This is a genomic window from Erwinia sp. 1181_3 (assembly GCF_052824965.1).
The window spans coordinates 750,940-777,413 of the sequence record NZ_VTDE01000001.1 but is presented as its reverse complement, the minus strand read 5'-3'; the positions used below and the strand labels follow the sequence as shown (position 1 = coordinate 777,413).

Below are 26,474 nucleotides of genomic sequence, written 5' to 3'. Positions count from 1 at the left end.
GCGACCATTTTTCCTGTCGCCCCGTCAGTCTTAAACTTAATCTTTAACCGGTGACATGCTGACTGATGACAGATAGTTCAGCAGCGCAATATCGTTATCCACACCCAGTTTCATCATGGCTGATTTCTTCTGGCTACTGATCGTCTTAATACTGCGGTTCAGTTTCTTGGCAATTTCGGTTACCAGGAAGCCTTCAGCAAACAGACGCAGCACTTCGCTCTCTTTCGGTGACAGACGCTTGTCGCCGTAACCGCCCGCGCTGATTTTCTCCAGCAGTTTCGCCACGCTATCCGGCGTATACTTTTTGCCTTTCTGCAATGCGGCCAGAGCCTTAGGCAGGTCGGTTGGTGCACCCTGCTTCAGTACGATGCCTTCGATATCCAGATCCAGCACAGCGCTGAGAATGGCTGGGTTATTGTTCATGGTGAGAACAATGATCGACAGATCAGGATAGTGACGCTTGATATATTTGATCAGTGTAATGCCATCGCCATATTTTTCGCCTGGCATAGACAAATCTGTCACCAGAACGTTGGCATCAAGCTTAGACAAGCTGTTAATTAATGCAGTGGAGTCTTCAAACTCACCGACAACATTGACCCATTCAATTTGTTCGAGCGACTTACGAATGCCGAACAGAACAATGGGGTGATCGTCGGCAATAATGACATTCAGGTTATTCATATTATTGGTTACCTTGCTGCAGCAGGTCATTGACGTAATTGTCAATTTCACTGGTGGTATTTTTGATGTTTGAATCGTCACACTGTTCAATGTGATGTTCTAACGTTTCACAAAGCTGCTTGCCGGGTAATAAATTTAACATGGCAAACACGCCTTTCAGCCGATGCGCAGTCTGAGCAAGCGCAGTAAAGTCCCTGTTTGCGGCCTCATTATACAGTCTCTTGACATCATCGGGTACTGTATCGACGAAAAGCTGGAAGTAACCACTGGCGAAAAGTTGAGCCGTGGTCTGTTGTTCCGCATTTTCGTCACCCAGCTCGTCCTGAGCCAGTTGCTGTTCAATCAACGTCAGCAGCGCATCCTGCATCGCACTGCTGATATTGAAATTGACCCGGTACTGATTGGATGAAATCTGGCAGAAACCCGGTTCATCACCGGAGAGCAGTAATGACCAGGGCGTCAAATGCTCAGGTTCATCCGTTACCAGTACATCGTGTTCCTGACCGGAGAAACGTTCGTCTGGCGTAATGCAGTTCGCTCCCCAGTCTTCAAGCTGATGTACGACGATTTTACGCACGTCATCAACGGTAATATCAATCAGGGCGTTGACGCCCTCCAGGAGCTTCTCTTCCTGTACCAGCTGGGGTTCCAGCGGCGTATGGAGCTGGATGCTGTAGCGCGAGCCGATATCCGGGCTGGCGCTGATATCCAGATGGCCACCTAACTGTTTGCACAGTTGCTTACACAGGAAAAAGGCCATGCCTGAGGCTTGACCATAACGGTCCTGATGAGTCTCACCCAGGTACGGGAAATCCGTGTTCGACATTTCGTCAGCCGAAAGACCAGCACCAGTATCAACAATCTCAATCGACAGGCGATCCGGGCGATCGTCGGGGGCGCTTACGGTGACGCTGACCCGGCCCCAGGTTGTGGTGGTCACGGCATAGTGCAGCAGCGTGGACAAGATTTTACTGATTGCCCGACGATCGCCAAAACGCGTCTCATCGCTGCTGCGGTGATTGGCGATCATCAGCGTCAGACCTTTGCGGCGCATAACCGGTAGCAGCTCAGCCACCAGCTCATCCAGCAGGGTTTGCAGATTGAAACTGCCTGCGTCCGGGGTCCAGTCGAGGGTTTCCAGCTGGTTCAGTAACACAATATCGTCAACCAGACGACTGAGAGCCTGAGAGGCTTCCAGCGAGTTATCCACCTGTTCGTCCGGATGTGCGGCAGCCAGCGCTTGCAGGCTGGTGATCACCTCGTTCAGTGGACGCTGCAACGCGTGACCGAGATTCTGCAAGAGCTGTTGGCGTGACTGATGGTTTTTATCCAGCACCTGCTGTGCTTTTTGCAGCTTTTTGTTCACCAACAACTCACGATCCTGATCGCGCATCATAAACACCTGCGTATGCGGTGAAATCATGCTGCGGGCATGACGGATCTCATACACCTCGTTGTTCACCGTGGCCTGCAAAACACCCTGATGTTGATCGGACATATTGATGATTTTTTGCAGATTGAGATGCGGCAGCAGGTGCTCAGCAATTTTATTGCTGATAAGGGTGCGGTTATTGGCAAAATCATACACCAGCAGCCCCACCGGGAGCGTACCGACGATCTCTTCATTCAACAGGCGCAGCGACTCCAGCTCGGCACTCTGGTTTTCACTGGGGCGCAACGACTGCTGGCGCAGCAGGAAAAGACCCGCCAGTGACATCAGCAGCAACGCGAGATTAGCCAGCAGCGGCCACAGCAGATTATGTAAGGTATCTACCACCAGCCCGGTGATCGGTACACGATAGATCAGCTGTAAGGGCGTGCTGGCCAGTGAACCGGCAATTTCGATATTAGGGTTAACCCAATTGATGCGGGTGGTGCTGCTGCTGTCCTGATTATCATCCCCTTCGGCAACCGGGGTGGTATCCTGCTTTAGCTGGAAATTCTCCAGCGGCATATTCAGCGGAATAATGTCGTTCACCGGCAGATCGAAAGCCACCACGGTCGCCAGATGCCCCGGCTGATTGAAGGTGGTGCGCACGGTGAAGTAGTGGTCATTCTGCCAGGTAAAACGGCGCAACGGCGAGAAGCTCTCACGCTCGTCCAGCGCATTAGCCTGTTGCAGCATCTCGGCGCGACGTGCCTCAACGATGTTGCTGATCGCGCTTTCTTTATAGCGTGAGGCCATATCTTTTAATGGCAGGGTAGAGACCAGGATCAGGCTGTTGTCCTGCCCGTTGAGGAAATACATCGACCAGGTGCTGTTCTCGGCACCCCATAAGGTGTCGAGATAGTTGGACATACGCAGGGTCATATCCAGCGTGCCACTGTCGTGTGAACCAAAAATCAATGCTTCGGTTTTACGCCGGGTTTTCTCCAGATAATAGACATCCTGACGTAGACGGGTTTCCTGCAAACTGTTGCCCGCCGTGCCCGCCGCATTGGCCGCCAGGTTTTCATAAATCTGCCAGGTGGCGAAGCGATAGGTATCAATACGCTTTTGCATCGCGTGAGTGATATCCGCCATCGCGTAGCGCTTTTCTGTCAGCCAGGCGTTAACTGCATTGTGGATCATAAATCCTGATGCCAGTACCAGCACCAGAATAAACAGTGCAAAGAAGCGCGTAACATTGCCGGAAGTCAGTGGAAATTTATATGGCAACATGCAGTGAAACCCCGGTTAACGAGTAATCTGTCGGGCGCTGGCAGCAACGACCAACAGCAGCGCCGCAATGCCGCTGAACGCGACGGACAGGCTGGATAATTGAGAAATAAAACCGACCAACGCGGGCCCTGCAAGAATGCCGGCGTAACCGATAGTGGTCATCGCTGCGATGGCCAGATTGGCGGGCATCACCTGCTGCTTTCCCGCTGCGCTGAACATTATTGGCACGGCGTTTGAAGCACCAAACCCCACCAGCAGAAAACCGGCCAGCGTCCAGGTGGCATCCGGTATCGCCACTGCCAGCACCAGGCCACCCGCCGCGCATAATGAACCGCAGAATAACGTTGCCGTGCGCCCGAACACGTTGACGATGCGGTCGCCAAACAGGCGGCCAATGGTCATGGCGATGGAAAATACCGCGTAACCCAACCCGGCTTGTGAGGCGGGCAGGTCACGGTTATGGGTCAGAAACAGTGCGCCCCAGTCAAGAATGGCACCCTCGGTTAAAAACAGAATAAAACAGAGCACGCCAAGGAACAGTACCCAGCCGCGCGGCATCACAAACAGCGGCATATCGGGCTGGTGCAGACGCTGGCTCAGCAGGTGCTGCTGGCAGTAAAGCCACAGCAACACCAACAAAACATTGATCATCAGTATCGACATTAACGGAGAGGCACCGAGCGCGAGCGCAGCGCTGACCAGTCCGGCACCCACAATCCCGCCCGCGCTGAAGAAACCATGAAACCCTGACATCATCGCTTTTTTAGCCGTTTTTTCGACCTCGACGGCCTGGATATTCATGGCAACGTCGATCAGACCTATGGCGGCACCGAAGATCATCAGCGCCAGCGCCAGTGTAGAAGGGCTGGAGAGCGTTGCCAGTAGGGGTAAGAGCAGCAACAGCAACAGACTGCCCGCTGCAATAACGCGTTTGCATCCCAGACGACCCACCAGCATCCCGGTCAGTGGCATCGCAATCAGCGAGCCTAATCCAAGAAACAATAACAGGGTGCCGAGTGAGCCATCGCTCAGCAGGGCACGATCTTTCGCATAAGGAACCAGGGGGGCCCAGGAGGCCATGCCGATACCGGCGATTAAAAATACCGCACGCGTGGCACGCTGTGTTGCCAGCGCTTTTTCCTCTGAGGCAGAGCCTTCCAGTATCGTCATTGTATCCATTTTGCCTGTCGCGTAATCAACCCCATTTTTTACCACAATTGTTGCCAGTTAAGAAGCTAAACCCTGCCTGCGAAGGCGATGCCGGGCAGGGTGCAACACAGAAAGACAGGATGGGCAAAGTTAATAACCTGGATAAATAGGGCGGTGAATCAGAATTGTCCCTTAACGCCAGCTTTTAAGAAGGTTCCTGGCTAAGGCTGAGCCTCTTTTACTTAACTCAAATTATTGTGAGGGAACATAAAATGCCGATTTTTACTGTTGAACCCGGAGCGGGGTTGGTGGCTTTTTAAGCTATTGCCTGCTTGTGCTTACGGTCACGAATCAACATGAAATTTTCGCGTCATTAACCCCGCGTTATTACCACGGTTAAGTCGCTTTTATGCCTGAAAGTGTCTAAACGGCCATCATCAAACTAATTTTTCTGTTAACTAAATCAAATCATTAATCAGTGGTTGCACTATTTTTCAGCATTTTTTGGCAATTAATCGGCTACTGTACTAAACCATTAAATTAAAATAATTAATCGCATCGATAAATTTTAATCAAATCACACATTCATTTTATTAATTATATGTGAATGAGGAATTAAACAAAAAATAAGTCAGTTTCAGCAAATTTAAGCCATTTTTTTCAGGGAGAGTCACTCTCTGACTGTGCATCAGGTGAAAAGTAACGCCCAACACGGTGTGAAAATATTTTGTTTAAGGTGAGCTAAAAGTGAAGTTTTTTTTCACTTTTCTCGCGTTGAACTTCTAAATCCTGTTATCTGATGTACATGAGGTTACTAAAATGGCACAGCTCAATGATGGCCGCGTAGACATTCTCTCACGCGACGACGGCTCTATTCTCTCCCAGGCCAATGCGGGCTCGTCCAGGAACGTTCTCCTTAATCAACCCAGCATCGTAAAAGTGCATGGCACGCGCGAAATGGTGGCCGAATACGAGCGCCAGGGTAACGACCTCATTCTGCACATGAAAGATGGCACCACTGTGCGCTATCAGCAGTTCTTCTTGGATGACGTGGATGGCGATCACAGCGAACTGGTGTTCGATGACGGAGTTAATCCGCCGGAACACGCTCTGTTCCCGGTGACCAGCCAGTTTGCCGATGCGCAGACCGCGATGGTCATCACGCCGCAGTATGAATCCCTGGGAAGTATTGAACCTCTGCTGCTGGCTGATACCGGGGCGGGTCCGGGCCTTGTCACCGCTGCAGGTCTGGGTGCGCTTGGCCTGGTGGGGCTGGGTGCTGCCGCACTGGGTGGTGGCGGCGGCGGCGGTGGTGATGATGGCGGTAATGGCGGTGGGACCAACCCTCCCAATCCTCCTAACCCTCCTGCTAACGGACCGACACTGACCATTGGCACCTTCGCGGGCGATAACGTATTGAGCGCCGCAGAAAAAGAGACCACTCAGCTGTTAAGCGGTACTACCACCAACGTACAAGCCGGACAAACGGTGGTGATCGTGCTGAACGGCGTCACCTATAATGCGACGGTGCAGGCGAATGGTAGCTGGAGTGTGGCGGTTCCGGTTTCGGCCTTAGAAGCTCTGTCGAACGGTTCGGCGACCATTTCAGCCTCGGTGACTAACATCGCCGGCCAGTCTGCCAACGATACGCATAACTTTACTGTTGAAGTCTCTCCGGCGGCAAACGTGCCTCAGATTGCCATTGCTATTTTTGCCGGTAACGATGTGCTCGATGGTGCGGAAAAACTGACCTCACAAACCCTGAGCGGTACGACCGTTAACGTGCAACAGGGGCAAACCGTTACCGTTACGCTGAACGGAAAAACCTACACCGGAACGGTTGATGCTGACGGCGTATGGAGCGTGTCGGTGCCGGCGGCCGATCTTGCGCTGTTGTCCACCGGCAGTGCGACTATTTCTGCCAGCGTGAGCAATACGGGCGGCACGTCTGCCAGCGCCACTCACAATTTCAACGTGCAGGAAAGCACCACCCCAAGCGTCAGCATTACCTCGCCAGTCAGTGACGATGGCTATCTCAGTGCGACTGAAGCACAGGGCACGCTCACCCTGAGCGGGTCCGCGAGTGGCGTACCGGTGGGCACTGCCGTGTCTGTAACCCTGGGGGGGGTAAGTTATCCCGCTGTCACTCAGGCAGGCGGCAGCTGGACGGTAACGGTGCCGTCAGCCGACCTGCAACAGCTTCCGCAGGGCTCGAATCTGATTGTTGCCAGCATTACGCTGCCTAATGGCACCCTCATTGAAAACAGCACCACTGTCTCGGTGGATGTGATCACCACTGCGCCAGTCGTGCAGGTCGATCTGCCGTTTGTCGATGGTGTGTTAAGCGGCACGGAAATCGGTCAGCCGCAGACTGTGACCGGGACGACCGGCGTGACGGGCCCTAATCAGACGGTTTCCATCGATTTTAACGGTGAGAAATACCCCGGTACGGTCAATAACGACGGGAGCTGGAGTGTCACTATTCCGGCGGGTTCAGTGACCGATCCAACGCAAGGGACATTACCTCTGGTGGTGAATATCACCGATCCGGCGGGTAACACGGGCAGCAGCACAGTTGAGGTGACGGTGGATAATACGCCTCCGGTTGTCACTGTCGCGCCGTTTGACAGTGCGCTGAATGCCACTGACATCACGCAACCGCTGACAATCACTGGCAGCAGCGTTGGCGGTCAATCGGTGACCGTCTCTCTGGATGGTCAGACGTATACCGCTTCAGTGAATCCCGACGGTAGCTGGAGTGTGAACATTCCGGCTTCGGCGTTACAACAGCTCGATCAGGGGAGTAGCGACCTGGTTGTCACCTCTACCGACAAATACGGTAATACCTCGGCTGAAACCACCCTCCCGCTGAGTGTGGATACCGTGGCACCTACGGGCGTTACGCTGACGCCTGTCACTGATAATGGCGATAACTACGTTTCCGCTGATGAACTGGGCACCCTGACTATCAGCGGGACGGCGGAATCGGGCAGTATCATTCGCGTCTTCATCGGTGACCGGGAGCTGAGCCTGACCGGCAATGCGAATGGCAATAACGAATGGAGCATCGTGGTTTCTGACGCCGACAAGGCCGCTCTGGCCGACGGCAGTTACCCAATAAGAGTGGAAGCGTCCGATGCGGCAGGCAACGTGACGACGGCATACGGGAATGTCACTCTGGCCGTTGAACCGGGCAGCCAGCCGTTGATCGAGGTGAATACCTTTGCCGGAGACAACGTTCTGCAAAATGCCGAACTGGGTGTGGATCAGGAATTGAGTGGCCGGGTTCTCAATGTTGAGCAGGGCCAGCCCCTGATTGTCACGTTCAACGGCGAGCCATACCCGACGACCGTGCTGGCGGGGGGATTATGGCATGTCACCATTCCTGCCGATGCACTGGCAGGCCTGACTAACGGCCAATTTGTGAATTACGGTGTGTCCGTGTCCAATGCTGCCGGCGTCACCGCCCTGTTTGGCGGCAATTATCCCGTGATTAACGATCCGTTAGCCGTGACGCTGGCGATTGCGCCGGTTGGTGGCGATAACTGGATCAACGCGTCGGAAGCCGGGTCACCGGTGACCGTCACCGGCAGTAGTCAGGGCGTGCCGCAGGGCACCCTGCTCACCGTGACGTTTAACGATAAATCCTACACTGCCACCGTGGGTGCAGACGGTAAATGGACCACTGAAATTCCGCCTGCTGACTTCGTTGGGGTCGCTAACAATACTTATGACATTAAGGTCGAAGTTGCCACCGATCCTGGCATCAGCGCCACGCTGAACATTGGAGTGCAGGCCAACTTCCCGGACAATGTCACTGTCAACGCTGCCTTTGGTGGCGACAATATCCTTAATCTAACCGAATCAGCCACACCGCAGACGATCACCGGTAACACCGGATTGACACTGCCGGATCAGACGGTGACCGTTGAGATAAACGGCACCTCCTATAACGCCACGGTGAATCCTGCTACGGGCGCCTGGAGTGTTAACTTACTCCCTGCTGATCTAGCGTTGCTGCAGCAGGGCAGCAACAATGTGATCGTGACGGTGCGCGATGCCGCAGGAAATGAAGTTATCCATAATGCCAGCGTCAGCGTGGACACACTCGCGCCAGACCTGAATGTCGGCGCGGTAGCGGGGGACGGGGTGATCAACCGCACCGAACAGGGTCAGCCGCTGCCGCTTTCCGGGACAGCAGACCCGTTAAGTACCATTACGGTGGTACTCAACGGCGTGACTTACCGCACTGCCGCCGATGCAGATGGCAACTGGAGCGTCAATATTGCGCCATCGACGCTGCAAACGCTTGCCGATGGTAAATATGATATCAGCGTCACGGCTCGCGACAGCGGCGGCAATGAAACGACGACGCTGACCCCGGTCACCCTCGATACGGCTTCACCGTCTGTGACGGTTGCACCGGTTTCTGGCGACGGCTATCTCAATGCGCTGGAACACAATGCAGCGCTGGCCATTACCGGTACCACTGAGCCGGGTGCGACGGTGGTGGTGAGTGTCAATGGCGTTGATTACCCCGCCACGGTGGATGCTGGCGGTAACTGGACCGCAACCCTTCCCGCGAACGTCGTTACCGGCCTGGCCGACAATACCTACACCGTGACTGCGACGGCCACCGACCCCCTGGGCAACAGCGGCAGCAGCAGCCAGCCGCTGACGGTGATTGCTGGCGGCGGTTCACTGCCGACCGTCACCGTCGGTGCGTTTGCGGGCGATAATATCCTCGACGGCGCGGAAAAAGGGCTGTCTCAGTTTGTCACCGGGACCACCACGAATGTTCAGGCAGGCCAGACGGTCACCGTCAGCCTCAATGGTGCAAGCTACACCGGTCAGGTACTGTCAGATGGCAGCTGGAGTGTGCTGGTTCCGGCCTCGGCGTTGCATAATCTGGCGAACGGCACCGATAATTATACCGTCAGCGTCAGCGATGTGGCCGGTAACCCGGCCAGCACCAATGGCAGCTTCACTGTTGATAATACCTTCAGCGCCATCGCCATCGGGGTGATCAGCGACGACAATACGCTGAACGCCAGTGAGGCACTGTTGCCGCTGTCCATCCATGGTTTCAGCCGCTTTGTGGCCTCAGGCAGTTCGGTATCGGTGTCATTCCGCGGAAAATCCTATCTCACCACCACCAACAGTGATGGCAGCTGGACGGTCACGGTTCCACCTGCCGATCTGGCGAACCTGACCAATACCACGCTGTTAGTCACCGCCAGTACCGTTGATGTCAATGGCAATACCATCACCGTTGAGCATTCACTCAACAGTGAAGTGCTTCCGGGCTTCCTGCCGGAGATCAATCCGTTGTTTGGTGATGATTATCTCAATGCTGCCGAGGCGAGTAGCGCACAGACCATCAGTGGGTCGTCGGGCGTTGAGGGCGCAGGTCAGACGGTGAACGTGCTGATTGGCGGCATCACCTATACCGGTACAGTGGATGCGCTGGGTAACTGGAGCGTATCGGTACCGTCTGCCACGCTGCAAAACCTGCCGCAGGGCCCAAATACTGTCTCCGTGACGCTGGGTGATAATGCGGGCAACAGCGTTAAAGTGAATACCGACTTTACCGTGGATACTGTGGCACCGGTGGTCACGCTGGATCCGGTAGCGGCCGATAACCGCATTAACCTTGAAGAACAGAACGATATACAGACCATCGGTGGGTCAGGTACGCAGGGTGACCGTATCAGTGTCACACTGAACAACCAGACGTATGACGTTGTCGTGGATGGCACCGGGCACTGGGAGATCGAGCTGCCGGTTAACGCGCTGAAAGCGCTGACCGCGAGCAGCTATGAACTGCAGGTCACCAGCACCGATGAAGCCGGCAACGTGACCACCGTGGTCCGTACCATTGAGGTGGATATCACTCCGCCGCCAGTGACCGTCAATGCGGTTTCCGGGGGCTATATCAATGCGGCAGAGTCTATTCAGCCGCTGACGGTGACCGGCACCGGGGAAGCCGGCAATGTTATCCGCGTGGAACTGGCGGGAACCACGGTTACTACCGTGGTCGGTGCAGACGGGTCCTGGTCTGCCCTGATCCCGGGCAACGTGGTGGCCGGGGTGACTGATGGTGACTATACGCTCTCGGTAACGGCCGTTGATCCGGCGGGCAACACGACTATCACCAGCACCCCGCTGGTCGTGGATACCGGTGTACCGTCCATTGTTGTCAACAATGTCACGCCGAATAACAGTATTGATGGCGCTGAACAGCAGGTGGACCAGATTATCACCGGTACGGCTTCGAATGTGGAAGCCGGTCAGACCCTGACGCTAACGCTGAGTGGCAATGGCGCGACGTACACCACCACCGCCCTCATTCAGTCCGGCGGCGGCTGGCAGGCCAATCTGCCGACAGAGGTGCTGGAGGGGCTGGCGAACGGATCGTACACCCTGACCGCCAGTGTCACCGACAAAGCGGGTAATAACGGCACCACGGATAAAACCTTCAACGTCGATGACACGCAGCCCGCGATTGCCGTCAGCCCGATCAGTGACGATGGCTACCTCAACTTCGCTGAGTCTCAGGCGGCAGAGGGACTGGATATCATTCTGACCACGCTGAATGTTCCTGCTGACAGCAGAGTGACCTTTAGCTTTAATGGCCTCCCTTATGATGGTTTATTGCAGCCGAACGGAACCTGGCTGGTCAACATTCCGCGTGCTGACGTGGGAGCGTTGACCAATGGCACCGTGACGGGTGTCGCGACCGTTTATGACAGCAGTGATAACCCACTGGCCACCAGCAACGCCTCGCTGATTGTGCACGTCACCAACCTGCCGAACCCAACGCTGGATACGCCGTTTGGCGATAATACGCTCACCAATGCTGAAGCACTTATCGGGCAGACCCTGACGGGTACCACCGGGGAACTGGGCGACGGTCAAAGAGTGATCATTAACATCGGCAACAGTGCGTTTGAGGCCACCGTTAACAGCTCCGGCGTCTGGACTCTGGTGCTGACCACGCAGCAGTTACTGGATTTGGATCCGAAGGGGGCGTCTTCCATTCTGGTTACGGCGATTGATGTGGCCGGGAACAGCGCCGAAGCCGGGCCGTCATCCGTCACGATTGCCACCGATCTGCCTTCTCTGACGCTGGGTACTATCGCCGAAGATGGCATTATCAATGCCACCGAACAACAGGCGCCGCTGGTGATTGAAGGCACCACCGCTGCGGGTAATACCGTGGTGATCACGCTGGAGGGTAAAACCTATAACGCGGTATTCGGCAACAATGGCAGCTGGACGGTAACCATCCCACCTGCTGACCTGGCCCTGCTGCAAGACGGTGGCTACGATGTCACTGTTACCGTCACCGATCCGGCAGGCAACAAAACGGTGGATACTGAGGTGGTGATTGTTGATACCGCCGCGCCAACGTACACCCTCGATCCGATCGGCGGTGACGGCATCATCGATCGTGTTGAAGTGACGCAGCCACTGGATATCACCGGTAGTGGCACCATTGGGGACAGCGTCAGCGTCACCCTTGGCGGCACCACGCTGGATACCACGGTAGGCAGTGACGGCAAGTGGTCGGTCACCTTCCCGGTGACCACGCTCGATAATCTCGATCAGGGGCAGAACCCGGTCACCATTGTGGTCACCAATCCGGAAGGCAACAGCGTGACGCAGAACACCTCGGTGATTCTGGATACCGCTGTTTCCAACGCGCTGCTGGTGAATCCGGTCGCGGGTGACGATGTGGTTAATGCACTGGAAGCGGCCGCAGGTCTGACCGTTACCGGTAGCGTACCGGACGGCACCACCAGCGTGGTGGTCACCTTTAATAACCAGTCTTATAACGCCACCGTCGGGCCTGATGGTCTGTGGAGCGCCACCATTCCGTCCACGGCCCTCGCCGGGCTGGCCGACACGGGTTATACCGTGACGGTGGTTGCAACACCATCGGTCGGTGACAGCGTGACGGTCACACGTCCGATTGTGCTGGACACCACGCCACCTGATTTTGTGATCACTCCGGTATCTGATGGCTATCTGAATGGCACTGAGCTGGGGCAACCTCTGGCGATCACGGGGACCGGTACGCCTGGCGACAGCGTGCGCGTCACGTTGAACGGCAAGGTTTATCTGACCACCGTGGGCAATGACAACAGCTGGGCGGTGAGCGTGCCGACCGGCGATCTGGCGGGCCTGAACAGCGGTACCAACACCGTCAGCGTGGTAGTGAAAGATCCGGCAGGCAACACCTCAACCAGCAGCAGCAATTTCACTGTTGACACTATTGCACCGTCGTTGGCGCTGGATCCTGTCACCGGCGACAATATTATCAACGCCAGCGAGCAGCAAAATGGTATCGCCATCAGCGGTACGGGTGAAAATGGCGCAGCCATTGTGGTGACGCTGAATGGCAAAACTTACGAGACCACCGTTGGGGTTAACGGGCTGTGGTCGGTAGAGGTGAATGCAACTGACCTCGGCGCTCTCACGGGCAGCAGCTACCCGGTCAGCGTTACGGAAACCGATCTGGCCGGCAACAAAACTACCCAGACGACCACGGTGCAGATCAATACCTCGCAACCGACGATTACGGTTGATCCGTTTACCGGCAACGATATTGTTGATGGGGCAGAGCAGCATGTCAGCCAGAAACTGACCGGGACCACTACCAACGTGGAAGAAGGTCAACTCGTTACCCTCGCGCTGAACGGCGTCACTTACAGTGGCGTGGTACAGGCGAGCGGCGCATGGAGCATTACGCTTCCCGCGACGGCGCTGGAAGCCTTAAGCAACGGACAGCAAACCTATGTGGTTTCTGTCAGCAACAGTGCCAATACAGCGATTGAACAAACCGGAAGCTTTGAGGTGAACAACCTGCTTTCGGGCCTGGCAATCAATCCGATCAGCGGTGATGGTTTCCTCAATGCGCAGGAGGCGGCTCAGCCGCTGGAAATCAGCGGTACTTCAGCTAACTTCACGGTCGGTACTCTGCTGACGGTCAGCGTGGGTGGCAGCGACTTCCCGGTCACCGTTGGCGCAAATGGTCAGTGGACATTAACCTTGCAACCGGGGGCTATCCCCTTAGTGGATGGGCCGCTGACGGTAACCGTGAGCGGTACTGATGCGGCAGGTTCGGCAGTGACCAGCAGCAGCTCGCTGGATGTTCACGTGACGAATCTCCCCAACGTGGTGGTTGATGCACCGTTCGGTGATAGCGTCCTGAATGCGACAGAGGCAGGCAGTACGCAAACCCTGACCGGCTCAACCGGTATCTCTGGCGACGGTCAGACGGTCACCATCACACTGGCAGGTATCACTTATACCGGCACGGTTGACGGTAACGGCAACTGGAGCGTGGCAATCCCGGGAACGGTACTGGCGGGATTACCGCAGGATACCAACAACATCACGGTGCTGGTCAACGATGCTGCGGGTAATCCGTCAGAACTCACCGTACCGTTTAACGTTGATACCCTGGCGCCGGCGGTCACCGTTGATGTGATAGCGGGTGACGGGGTGCTGAATGCCGCAGAGCGTGGCGCCGACCTGGCGGTTTCAGGAACGGGTGAAAATGGCAGCAGCATCGTCGTGACGCTGAACGGCGTCACCTATCCGCCGGTGGTGGTGAGCGGCGGAATCTGGACGGTAAACGTTCCGGCGGAAGATTTACAGGCTATTCCGGACGGCAGCTACGCGGTGAGTGTGACGGCGACGGATGCGGCGCAGAACAGCAGTGCCCCTGTCACCAGCACGCTGGTGGTGAAAGCGGATGTGGCGGATCTCCCCACGATTACGATTAATACCTTTGCCGGCAACAATATCGTTGATGGTGCTGAACAGCAGAGCAGTCAGTTGTTGTCCGGTACAACGACAAATGTCGAGCAGGGACAGACGGTGACCGTCACCCTGGGTTCGCAGGTCTATAACCCGGTTGTACAGTCAGATGGCAGCTGGAGCATCAGCATTCCGTCCGGTACCTTGCAGAACGGCACACCAACCATTACTGCCGCGGTGAGTGATGCTGCGGGCAACCCAGCCAGCAACACTCTCACTATCACGGTGAACACCCTTGCCTCGGGGATCAGTATCGATCCGATCAGCGACGGTTATCTCAGCGCCGATGAGGCTCAGCAGTCGCTGATCGTTACCGGTCATACCGCCAACGTGGCGACGGGCACCCCGGTGTCAGTATTGATTAATGGTCAGACCTTTACCGTGAACGTGGGTGCCGGTGGTGTGTGGAGTGCGCTGGTACCGGCAAGTGCGCTGGCGGGCCTGGCTGACGGCCAAACCATTGTTTCTGCCAGTACGCTGGATGCCAACGGTAATCCGGTTGCCAGTAACGCCACGCTGAACGTGGTTGTCCATAATCTGCCGCAAATCAGCGTCGATATCCCGTTTGGCGATGGTGTATTGAACGCCAGCGAAGCGGCACTGGGGCAGACGCTGTATGGCACCACGGGTGTGGCGGGGGCAGGACAAACGGTCTCCGTGCTTATCGGCACCACCACCTATACCGGCACGGTGGATACTAACGGTAACTGGAGCATTCCTTTGCCGTCAGCAGTCTTGCAAGGTCTGCCGCAGACAGGGGCAGATCTGGCCGTTACGGTCACGGATGTGGCAGGCAACAGCAGTAGCCAGACGGTGACGGTCGGTGTGGATACGGTCGCACCAACGATTACGCTGGATCCGATCGCCACTGACGGTGTGATCAACGCTACTGAAGCCGCGCAGGGTGTCACCATCAGCGGGGGCAGTACCGGTGCGCAGGAAGGTCAGGCAGTGAACGTGGTGTTCAACGGACAGACTTACACTACGACCGTTGATGATCAGGGGAACTGGAACCTGACTATTTCTGCCGATGCCCTGACCGGTGTGACCAACGGCAGCTATACGCTGACGGCCACCGTGACGGATGCCGCAGGTAACAGCAGCCCTGTCAGCACCAACGTGACGCTTGCTACCGGCGCACTGCAGCCAACGATTAACCTCCCGTTTGGCGATGGTTATCTCAACAATAACGAAGCGACTGATCCTGCCGGGCAGTCCCTCACGGGCACCACCGGCGCGATCGGTGCCGGTCAGACGGTGATTGTTACCATCGGCAGCCAGGCGTTCCCTGTTACGGCAGACATTAACGGTAACTGGACGCTACCGCTGAGTACCACACAGTTGCAGGCCCTCGGCGAGGGTAGCCTGCCCATCAGCGTGGACGTGACCAATGCGCAGGGCAATACGGGCAGCATCAGCAGTTCCGTCATCGTTGATCGGACTGCGCCAACGCTGAGTCTGGATCCGGTTGCCGGTGATAACGTGATCAACGGCACTGAAATTCTGCAAACCGTGACCATCAGCGGCACGGCATCGCCGGATGAAGCAGGTCAGCAGGTGAGCATCACCTTTAACGGTAACCAGCCTGCTTATATTGCGATTGTGCAGGAGGATGGTAGCTGGCGCTTTGATCTGCCGGGGAGTGCGACGCAGAACCTGGCCGACAATAGTTATACTGTGACCGCCACGCTGACCGACAAAGCGGGTAACACCTCATTGGTGGCCACGGAAACCGTCGAAGTGAGGGCAGAAGCCGGCGATCTGCCGCTGATTACCATTGATGCGATCACCGGTGATGACTATCTCAACACCAGTGAAGTGGGTCAGGCACTGCAGTTAAGCGGTACCACCACCAATGTGACCGATGGCCAGATGGTGGAGATTACCTTTAACGGGCAGACGTTTTACGCTGAGGTTAACGGCGGAGTATGGAGTTACCTGGTACCGGATACGGCAGTGGGAAGCATTGCGGATGGTCCGCAGCAGGTGAGTGTCTCGGTCAACGATATCTACGGTAACGTGGGCGATGATACCCGTGACTTTACCGTGATTGCGCGTGGTGACGATCTGCCTTCCATTACCATCAACCCGGTCACCAGTGATGACATGGTGAACTACAACGAGTCACGCGACCCGAATGGCGTCATCATCACCGGTAGCAGCCAGCATATTCCGGAAGGTGACACCATTACCGTGCGCGTTAATGGTAAAGACTATCCGGCAACCGTGGACAGCGACGGTAACTGGACAGCGACGATCCCGCAGACTGATGCGCAAAATCTGCCGCAGAACAGCAATGCCATTACTGCCAGCGGTAACGACGTTGCAGGCAATACCGCGACGGCCAATGAGAGCTTTACCGTTCATACTCAACCGCCACTGCTGGAAATCGACGCCAACCTGGTGACGGACGGTGTGCTCAGCCTGGCGGATGCTCTGACGGGGCTGGTGTTGTCAGGCAATACAGCGCCGAATCTCAACGTTGAGATCACCCTTGGGACCAATGTCTACAGCGTGCTCTCCGATAACCTGGGCAACTGGAGTACCACCATTCCAAGTGCTGATTTGCTGGCATTGGTCGACGGTGATCTGGGGCTCAGTGTCTCCGTCAAGGATGCGTACGGTAACACCACGGAGCAAATTCTCGACGTCAACGTGGCGGTGAACGCCCTCACGGAACTGACCCTGGAGACGCCATTCGTTGATGGCTTCCTTAACAGTACCGAAGTTTTAGTTGATCAGACGATCCGGGGCACGGTGGATAATCTGCCGAACGGTGCCAGCCTGGTGGTGACTGTCGGGACACAGACTTACTCCCCTGTGGTTCTGGATGGTCTGGGGGGATGGTCGGTGACTATCCCGGCCGCCGATCTGGCCGCGATGGGCAATGGGGTTATTCAGGTCAGTGTATCAACAGTGGATGCGGTGAACCCGGTGAGCGTATCGGCCGATGTCGAGCTGATACTGACCAATACGCTGAACCCGGTGATCAACCAGCCGTTTGTTGATGGTCTGCTGGATGTGGCCGAAGCCGCAGTGTCGCAGACGCTGACGGGCACGACTGGTGTGATTGGTGCAGGGCAGACTATCGTGCTGACGATTAACGGCAACGTCTATGCCGCCAGTGTTGATGCCAACGGTGTCTGGACGGCCAACTTAACCCCGACACAGCTGCTTGCTTTGGGCAACAGCACGGGGGCAGGCCATGAGATTGTGATTGTGGTCGGCGATGCGGCGGGCAATACGGCATCAACCTCGCTGGACTTCCCCGCGATTGTCACCGGATTACCGACGGTCACCCTCGATCCGCTGTCGCTGGCGGGTAACGGTATTCTAACGCTGAATGAAGTCGCTGGCGGGATCACGTTGGGGGGGAATGTGACCTTTAATGGTGATGCGGCTAACACCCATGTCATTGTCAATGTGAACGGTACGCCGATTGAGGCCACCATCAACGGTGATGGCACCTGGAGTCTGCCGCTGTCGGGTGGCGTATTAGCCACGCTGCCGGACGGCAACTGGCCAATTACGGTGACGGTGACGGATGGCGTGGGCAACGTGGGGATCCCGGCAGATGCATCGCTGACCGTGGCGATTAACGATGTGCCCGTTCCGACCATTACCACCCCGTTCGTTGATGGCCTGCTCAATATTGCGGAAGCCGCGGTCGATCAGGTGTTGAGGGGATCGACGGGGGTATTAGGTGCGGGTCAGACGGTTACCGTCAGTATTGACGGCGCGGCAGCTGTGCCTGCCATCGTCAATGCCAATGGTAGCTGGTCGTTGGATCTCAGCACCGGCCTGTTGTCTGGTCTGGCCAACGGTGAACATACGATTACCGTGGTGGCGACAGACGCCTACGGCAATGAGGCAGAGGTTGAGGGAAGCTTTGATGCGCTGCTGACCCTGCCTGTGCCGACCATTGTTAATCCGTTCGGCGATGGGCTGGGTATCACGGAAGCGGCGGGTACCATCGTCGTGACCGGCACCACTGGCATTCCGGTCGTGGCTGGGCAGGATCAGACGGTCAAGTTGAAAGTGGATGTCAATGGCGTCGTTTACGACGGCGTGGTACAGCCAAACGGTGACTGGTCAGTCACTCTGCCTGCCGGGGCGCTGAATGGCCTGAATAACGACCCTCATCAGATTAGTGTGACGGTGATTGATGCGGCAGGCAATGCGGCGACGAAAACGCTCGACTTCAATGCCTATCTGACATTGCCGCAGCCTACGCTGGAAGTGCCATTTGATAATGGCTACCTCAACGTGGCGGACCTGGCGGGTACAGTCTTGAGCGGCACCACCGGCGCGGTTGGCGCAGGGCAAACCGTCACCGTGATCTTCAATGGTAATATCCCTATTCCAGCCATTGTTGATGCCAACGGTAACTGGACGGCCACGCTCACTCCGGGCGAACTCGCCGATATCGTGACAACTCAAGGCCCTCACACCCTTCAGGTCAGCGTGACCGATCCGGGGGGCAACACCAATACCCTCACCGAAGGCTTTATCATCGATACGGCTGCTCCAGTAATTAACGGACTGACCTTCGCTGGCGATAATGTCCTCAACTACGTCGAAAGCCTGAATACGCAGACGCTGACCGGGATTTCCAATCCTGCTGATGCGGGGGCCACCGTTACGCTGAGCATTGGTACTCAGACCTTAACCGGCCAGGTGGGTGCCAACGGAGCATGGACGATTAATGTCGGGGTGACGGATCTCGCGGCACTGGTGACTGCAGGCGGTAATTACACGGTGTCCATTACTGACGTTGCGGGTAATACCACCAGTGTTAATGGCGCTGTCGGGTTAAACCTCAGCCCAACGCTTGACGGTTACATTACGCTGGCACCGATCGGCGGCGATAATATTATCAATGTGGCTGATGGCCCTAACACCCTCATCAGCGGAACGCTCAACAACGTCCCTCTGTCGCTGGGCGGGCAGATCACCATCACGGTGGGTGGCACTCTGGTCGACACGATTTCAGTCGATGCGCTGCGGCTGAACAACGACTTTACTTCACAGACGCTGGTGAATGCGGACCTTCCGGCGGGTTCACAGCTGGTGGTGGTGACCTTTACGCCGACCGCTGGCGACCCTGTTGTCACTAACACGACGGTTCTGATTGATATCACTGCGCCTACTGTGACGATCACGCAATTTGCCGGAGATAACATTCTCACCGTGGCGGAAGCGGCCACCTCGCAGACCATTACCGGTACCTCATCGGAAATTGGCAGCACGGTTTCTGTGACGCTCGGAACCAAAACCTACACCGCCGTGGTGCAGGCTGGCGGCTCCTGGACGGTGAACGTGCCGTCTGCCGATCTGCAAGGCTTGGACCAGGGTACCAACATCATCATCAGCGCCAGCGTGAAGGATGCAGCGGGTAATACCGGGTCTGCGGTACTTGACAATGTGATTGTGGATACTGTCGCGCCATCGCTGCTTAACGTAGACGCATTGCTGGGTGATAACGTCATCAATGCGACTGAATCACTGCTGACGCAGACGCTGACGGGGACAGTGTCGGGAGCCGATGGTCAAAATATTTATGTTTACCTCGGTAACAGCACTGTTCCTCTGGCGCAGGGAACCGTCCTCAACGGTGCTTTTAACCTTGAGCTGAGCCCGACGGCGATCGGCGCCCTGTTGCAGGGCGGTAACGTGCTGACAGTGAAAGTGGCAGATGACCATGGCAACCAGACCAGTGCCGCCATCACCATTAACAAAGTGTTCAACAGCCTGCTGGGGCTGACGGTTGATACCGTGTTTGGCGATCCTGCGGGCACCGGGGGTTATCTGAATGCGATTGAGGCTGGCCTCAGTCAGCTGATCACCGGTACTGCGGTGTCCGCAGCGGGAGGATTAGTGTCACTCAAGCTGCTTAGTGGTCAGATCCTGACCGCCACTGTCGGTCAGGATGGAAAATGGTCTCTGGCGGTGCCGCCGGCGGCGCTGGCGACCTTGCAGGAAGGGGCCAATACGCTGAATCTTTCCGTCACGGATGTGGTAGGTAACATTGTCACGACGACAGCACCGGTCACCACGATTATCACTAACCTGCCGGTGGTGGGTGCACTGACCGGATTGTTTGGTGATAACAATGTGCTTAACCTGCTGGAAGCGCAGGCCGGTCAGACCATCGGCGGCACATTAAATGCGGTGGCCGGCTCGGTTGTCACGGTGACGCTGGGCGCCAAAGCGTATACCACCACCGTGCAGGCGGGCGGCGGCTGGAACGTGAATCTCTCCGCCACCGATCTGCTGGCGCTCGGGAATGGCAATGTGTCGCTGGGGGTAAAAGTGGTCGACCCGGCAGGTAACGTTGCCAGTAATAGCGCCAGCATCACCGTTGCGACGATCAAGCCAGAGATTATCCTCAACCCAATCCTGGGTGACGGCTTACTGAATATTGCCGATTTGAGCAATGTCGCCAGTCAGCTGGTCAGCGGTACGGTGAAAAATGTGGCGGCCGGTACCATCATCAAAGTGATGATCGGGACAACTGAGGTTGACGCGACGGTTGATGCCAATGGTAAGTTTAGCGCGGGCCTGACTCTGGGTCAGTTGCAGGGGCTGCAGTCCGGGCTGCTGGATATCAGTGCCTCGGTGAAAGACAGCCTGTCCGGTAATGAGTCCACCCTTAATGTTGTGGGCGGGCTGCAGGTCAGTCTGACTCCGCCAAGCCTGTCGTTGAACCAGACGCAGCTGTTCGGGGATGGCCTGCTGAATGCGGCGGATGCACTGGTTAATCAGCTGATCAGCGGCACCACCTCGGCGGGGGCGCGTGTCGTGGTCACTGTTGGTAACAGCACCACGCCACTGCTCTCCGGTACGGCAGGGACTGACGGGGCCTTTAACCTGGCGCTGACACCATCGGCGCTGGCGACCCTGTTAGACGGCGGTGTCACCCTTAAAGTGACCGTCACCGATACGGCGGGTAACAGCAGCAGCAGCACACTGGCGGGGACGGTGGGCATTCATGCTCTGCCATCGGTCACCCTTAACCCGCTGTTTGGCGATGGGGTATTAAGTGTGACAGAGGCCCTCTCTTCGTTAGGGCAGCTGTTAAGTGGTCATGTCAATAATGTCCCAACCGGTACCCTGGTCAGTATTAAAGTCGGTGGCCTGACTTTACAGGGGAGCACTGACTCCAACGGTAACTTCGGTGTGACACTCACGTCGGCGCAGTTGCTGGGGCTGGCGACGGGCGGGCTGACGGTGTCAGCAACCGTCACCGATGCGGTAGGCAATGTGGGCAGCAGCAGCGTCGGCGTCACTATCGGGGTGCATGTGGCACCGACGGTCACCGTAGGCACGCTGTTTGGTGATGGCATTCTTAATGCAGCCGAGCTGGCGACAGCGCAAACCATCAGCGGCACCTCCACCAATGCGGTGGCGGGTTCAACGGTGAGCTTTACCCTCAACGGTATTGCTTACAGTACGACGGTGGGCAGTAACGGCAACTGGAGTATCAGCATTCCGAAAACCGCGCTGGCTGCCATACCAGACGGTCCGTTGACCATCACCGCCAACCTGGCTGATCCGTATGGCAATACTGCGTCCGGCAGCAACAGCGCCAGCGTGATTGCGCACAATACGCCGACCATCACCTTTGGCACGCTGTTTGGCGATGGGGCACTGAATGCGGTGGAAGCGCAGACGGCGCAAACCATCTCCGGTACGGCATTTAATGCCGAAGGTTCGACCATTCTGGTTAACGTCGGGTCGAAGACCTACAGCACGGTGGTCGCCGCCAACGGTAGCTGGAGCGTTTCGGTGCCGTCGGTGGATCTGAAAGCATTGCCGGATAACACGGCGTCAATCAGCGCCAGTGTAATCAACGGGGCCGGCACCAGCAGCGGCACGATTACGGTTCCGGTGATTGTCGGTACCCACAGCACGCCGACGGTGACGTTAGGCAATACCGCGGGCTTCAGCGATGGTTACTTCAACCTTGCCGAATCGGGTACCGCACAAGTCATTACCGGGACGTCCACCAGTGCAGCGGGGGGCCGGGTCACTGTCAATATTGAAGGGATGTCATACACCGGCACGGTGGCAGCTAATGGGACCTGGAGTGTGACCATCCCGGCAGGAGGGCTGACCTCTCTGGCCGATGGGCAGCATACAGCGGCAATCACTGTTGCTGACCGCGCAGGTAACACCAGCAGCACCAGCGCCAGCTTCAACGCCGTGACGCAAAACCTGCCGGCGGTGAGCGTTGATGCGGTTGCTAGTCTGTTGAGTGTCTTGCTGACCGGGCTGACCATTTCAGGAGGAAGCCAGCGTCTGGCGACAGGGACCGCGGTGACGATCACGCTGTCGCAAAGCGGGCAAACCCAGACAATGACCACGACGGTAGGTGCTAATGGACGGTACAGTGCGAAGTTCGTCGGGGGATTACTCAGCACGTTGGATCTCAGCTCGGTGGTCACAGTGACGGCGGTTGATGCCGCAGGTAACCCGGCGACCACCGTCACCACGCTGCTGTTGGGTTCAGTGTTGCCGCTAGCCACTACCGCCTCGGTGATGATGGCGGTGGCCTCCGATGAATCTCTGGCGTCGACGGATACGTCTTCAATCAGTGCGGCCAGCACCAGTGAAGAGAGCACCACCACTACCGTGCATACGGCAGCGCGTGTGGCCTCAACGCTGGTGACCGACAGCGATACCAGCAGCACCGACCATGCCACCTCCACGGCGGCGGCCAGCACCACGGCCAGCAGTGAAACAGTGGCATCGACGGCAACGGATGACGGCAGCTATACCATTGGCGGGGTCACCATTACGCTGGCAGATGGTCAGACCGTGCACGGCGAATCGGTGACGGGTAGCGTAGGTAATGACACCATCACGGTGAATTCGCTCGACTTTACGCATATCGATGGCGGCGCAGGGACGGATACCCTGGTACTGAACGGTGAACATATTGCGCTGGATCTCACCTCGCTCGGTCTGAAAGTCGAGCATGTGGAGATTATCGACCTTGGCACCTCGGGCAATAACAGCATTAAGCTGGACTTGAACGAAGCGCTGAATATTACCGATAAACAGAGCGATGACCTGCTGATCAAAGGAACGCTGGGTGACCAGGTGACGCTGGCCAATACCGATGGTGGCGTCTGGGCCACCACCGGGCAACGGACGGTAGAAGGGCAGACCTTTGACGTTTATCACAACTCGGCGCTGTCGTCAGACAACACCCTGGGCGATGTGCTGATCCAGCATAATCTCCAGGTCCATGTCGTATAACGAAAAAATAACCCCTGCGCGGGTCGCATTCCCGCGCAGGACGTCTAAAGTTAAGAAGAAGTGATAGATTGGTAGCGAAACAATCCAACAGCGGCTTCGGCCGCTGTTGTTCGTTGTGGACCTAAATAAACTAAGAAAGGTTTTTTTAAAGTGAGTAAGGCAGAAATTACAATAAGATATAAGGCCGCTGGCGAAGTGTAATTCCAGATTTTGGCCAGTAGTAATGTGCTGATGACAAGGCTAACGTAGGCCGCGCCAGCGCTACTATAATAGCTATTTTAATCATTTTCCTTGTTATGGATTACATTGTGATCCGTTGTACACCGGGTGACGCTCGGCGCTATTTTTGTAGCGCTGGCTGATGTTTTGCGTGAAAAAAACGGCCTCTGGCTGGGCTTTTCTTCGCAAACGCTTACTCACTTTACCGGGTACACAAGGGGAAACACCATGACTCAGCCTGCATCTGGCTTCGTCGATATACTCTCTCGCGATAGCGGAAAACTGCTGTCTCAGAGCCAGCCTCATACGTCTCAAACCGTGCGGCTTGATCAGCCTTCGCTGGTGAAAATTCATGCACCGACCACCTCCGTTGTTGAGTATCAACAGCAGGGCGACGATCTGATCCTTCACATGCGCGATGGCAGCACGGTGCGCTATCAGCATTTCTTCACGGCCATCGACGGCGAACAAAGCGAACTGCTGTTTGATGACGGAGTGAACCCGCCGCAGCATGCGCTGTTCAGCAGCGGGCTGAATACCCCCGATGCCGCAACGGCCCTGACACCAACCTATCAGGCGCTGGCCAGCGTCGATGCGCTGCTCGGTGCGCCCGCCGCAGCGGAGAGCAGTGGAACCATGACGGCCGTTGGTCTGGGGCTACTCGGGCTGGCCGGGGTCGGCGGTGGCGTGGCGCTGGCCAGCCATCACAGCAGCAGCGATGACAGCAGCAGTCAGAGTACGTCTGCCAGCGGCGGTGGCACCCCGGTGGTTGTGCCACCGGAGAGCGGCACAGGCACGGGCGGCAGCCCGTCACTCACCGTGACCCCGCTGACGGGCGATGCGGTGATCAGTGCTGACGAGCGCCAGAGCGATCAAACCTTCAGCGGGACCTCCACCAATATTGCCGCAGGCAGCACGCTGACCGTCAGCCTGAATGCGCACACTTACAGCACGCAGATTGCCAGCGATGGTAGCTGGAGCGTTATCCTGCCTGCCGCAGATCTCCAGTCGCTGCCCGACGGCAGCAACACCATCAGTATCAGCTTCGTTAACGCCAGCGGCGGCACGTCGACCGCAAATAAAGTGATTACCGTTGAGCCGCTGACGCCCATCGGTGAGCCGCCGCATCCCACCCTCGACCTGCCGTTTGGCGATGGCATCCTGAACAGTGCCGAGCTGGCAACGCAGCAGACCCTGACCGGCAGCACGGGATCGACCGGCAGTGGGCAGAAGGTGGTGGTGACGATGGGTGAAGAAAACTACAACGCCACGGTGGACAACGACGGTAACTGGTCACTGAGTCCTGATTCGTATGCCCTGTATTTGATGGGCCAGGGGGAAAGCACCATTGTGGTCACCGCCACCGATGGCTGGGGCCAGCAGGGCAGCAGCAGCACGCCGATTGTTATCGACACCAGCGACCCACAAATCACCATGAATGAGATTTCGGGCGATGACGTGATTGATGCCAGTGAAAAGGGTGACGATTTGCTGATTAGCGGTTCGGCCTGGGGCGAAGCGGGACGGACCGTGGATGTGCTGTTCAATGAGCAGACCTGGCACGCGGTGGTGAGCAGCAGTGGCACATGGAATCTGGCTATCCCGGCCAGCGCGCTTCAGGGGCTGGACGATGGCGTCTATCGCGTGCAGGCCAGCCTGAGTGATGCCGCGGGTAACAGCACATCTACGGCGCACAACATCACCCTCGCAACCTCTGTTGATACCCTGCCGTCACTGAGCATTGACCCCATCTCCACCGATGATGCCGTCAACTACCGTGAAGGGATCTATGGGCTTGAAATGTGGGGCACCTCCAGCAACCTGCCTTCCGGCACGGTGGTTACACTGGATCTTGCGGGTAAAACCTATTATGGCAACGTCGCCAGTGACAATATCTGGCGCGTGTCGATCAATGACAGCGAACTGGCGGCGATCACCGACGGTAAATATACCTTTACCTTCAGCGCCACCGACCCCAATGGCAACAGCACCAGCGCCACCCGCGATGTCCTGCTAATCAGTCATTACACCAGCAAAATTGGTTTCACCGTCGATGACGTTACCCCGGCGGACGTCAGCGTGGTTGACGGCCAGGAGTACGTCACTATTGGCGGCACCTTCGCTGATACCTTCCCCATTAACCTGATCAGCATCCGGGTGGATGACTATCCGTATTACAGCGCGACCCTGACGGAGGATCACCACTGGAGCATCACCGTGCCGCTGTCCGGTTCCAATGTGCATGACGGGCTGAACTCTATCTATTTTGGTACCTCGGACGGTGCCGGTAACTGGGTTGAACAGTCTGACCAGATCCACGTTGATCTGGGGAGTGCGACGGACAGCGGATCGCTGCAACTCGCCAGTCTGGGTCTGGCAACGCAGAGCGATGTGCTGGTGGCCGCGACAACGCAGGACGACCTCACCGCCGTTCAGTCACTGCTCCTGACCGGGGACAGCCCGGTGGCGCTCAGTACCACCGACAGTGGTGTCTGGTCACAGGTGTTACCGGGGAACAGCAGCGAACCGATGCCGGATGTGTATCACGCTCCCCTTCAGGAAAGCACGCTGGCAGACGTGCTGACGCAACATCAATTGCAGTTACAAACCGCTTAATTGGGGGCAGAAGAGGCGGGGCATTTCCCGCCTCTGGCCCGGAACATCATGA

5 protein-coding genes are annotated in these 26,474 nt (G+C 56.8%); 2 read left to right on the top strand and 3 right to left on the bottom strand.

Annotation, left to right across the window (positions count from 1 at the left end; genetic code table 11):
* Nucleotides 1-36 precede the first annotated feature (36 nt).
* From rcsB to FY046_RS03460, 3 genes are read right to left on the bottom strand one after another with little or no spacing between them, the layout of a single operon-like run.
* Nucleotides 37-684 (bottom strand): response regulator transcription factor RcsB, encoded by a 648-nt coding sequence (gene rcsB / locus FY046_RS03470; RefSeq protein WP_062742930.1) that lies wholly within the window; start codon nt 682-684, stop codon nt 37-39.
* Between the two features lies 1 nt (nt 685).
* Nucleotides 686-3,346 carry a phosphotransferase RcsD gene (gene rcsD / locus FY046_RS03465; protein WP_446185758.1) on the bottom strand — a complete coding sequence of 887 codons (2,661 nt, stop codon included), beginning with the start codon at nt 3,344-3,346 and terminating at the stop codon, nt 686-688.
* A gap of 15 nt (nt 3,347-3,361) precedes the next feature.
* Entirely contained in the window at nt 3,362-4,516 is a 1,155-nt protein-coding gene (locus FY046_RS03460) for an MFS transporter (RefSeq protein ID WP_133841426.1), read from the bottom strand.
* Nucleotides 4,517-5,314: 798 nt separating this feature from the next.
* Here FY046_RS03460 and FY046_RS03455 point away from each other — a divergent pair.
* On the top strand, nt 5,315-23,587 hold the full coding sequence (locus FY046_RS03455; RefSeq protein ID WP_446185757.1) for an Ig-like domain-containing protein: 18,273 nt from the start codon (nt 5,315-5,317) through the stop codon (nt 23,585-23,587).
* A 447-nt stretch (nt 23,588-24,034) separates the two neighbouring features.
* The gene (locus FY046_RS03450; RefSeq protein WP_446185756.1) at nt 24,035-26,422 is read left to right on the top strand and encodes a BapA prefix-like domain-containing protein; all 2,388 of its coding nucleotides are present in this window, start codon (nt 24,035-24,037) and stop codon (nt 26,420-26,422) included.
* The last annotated feature ends 52 nt before the right edge of the window (nt 26,423-26,474 follow it).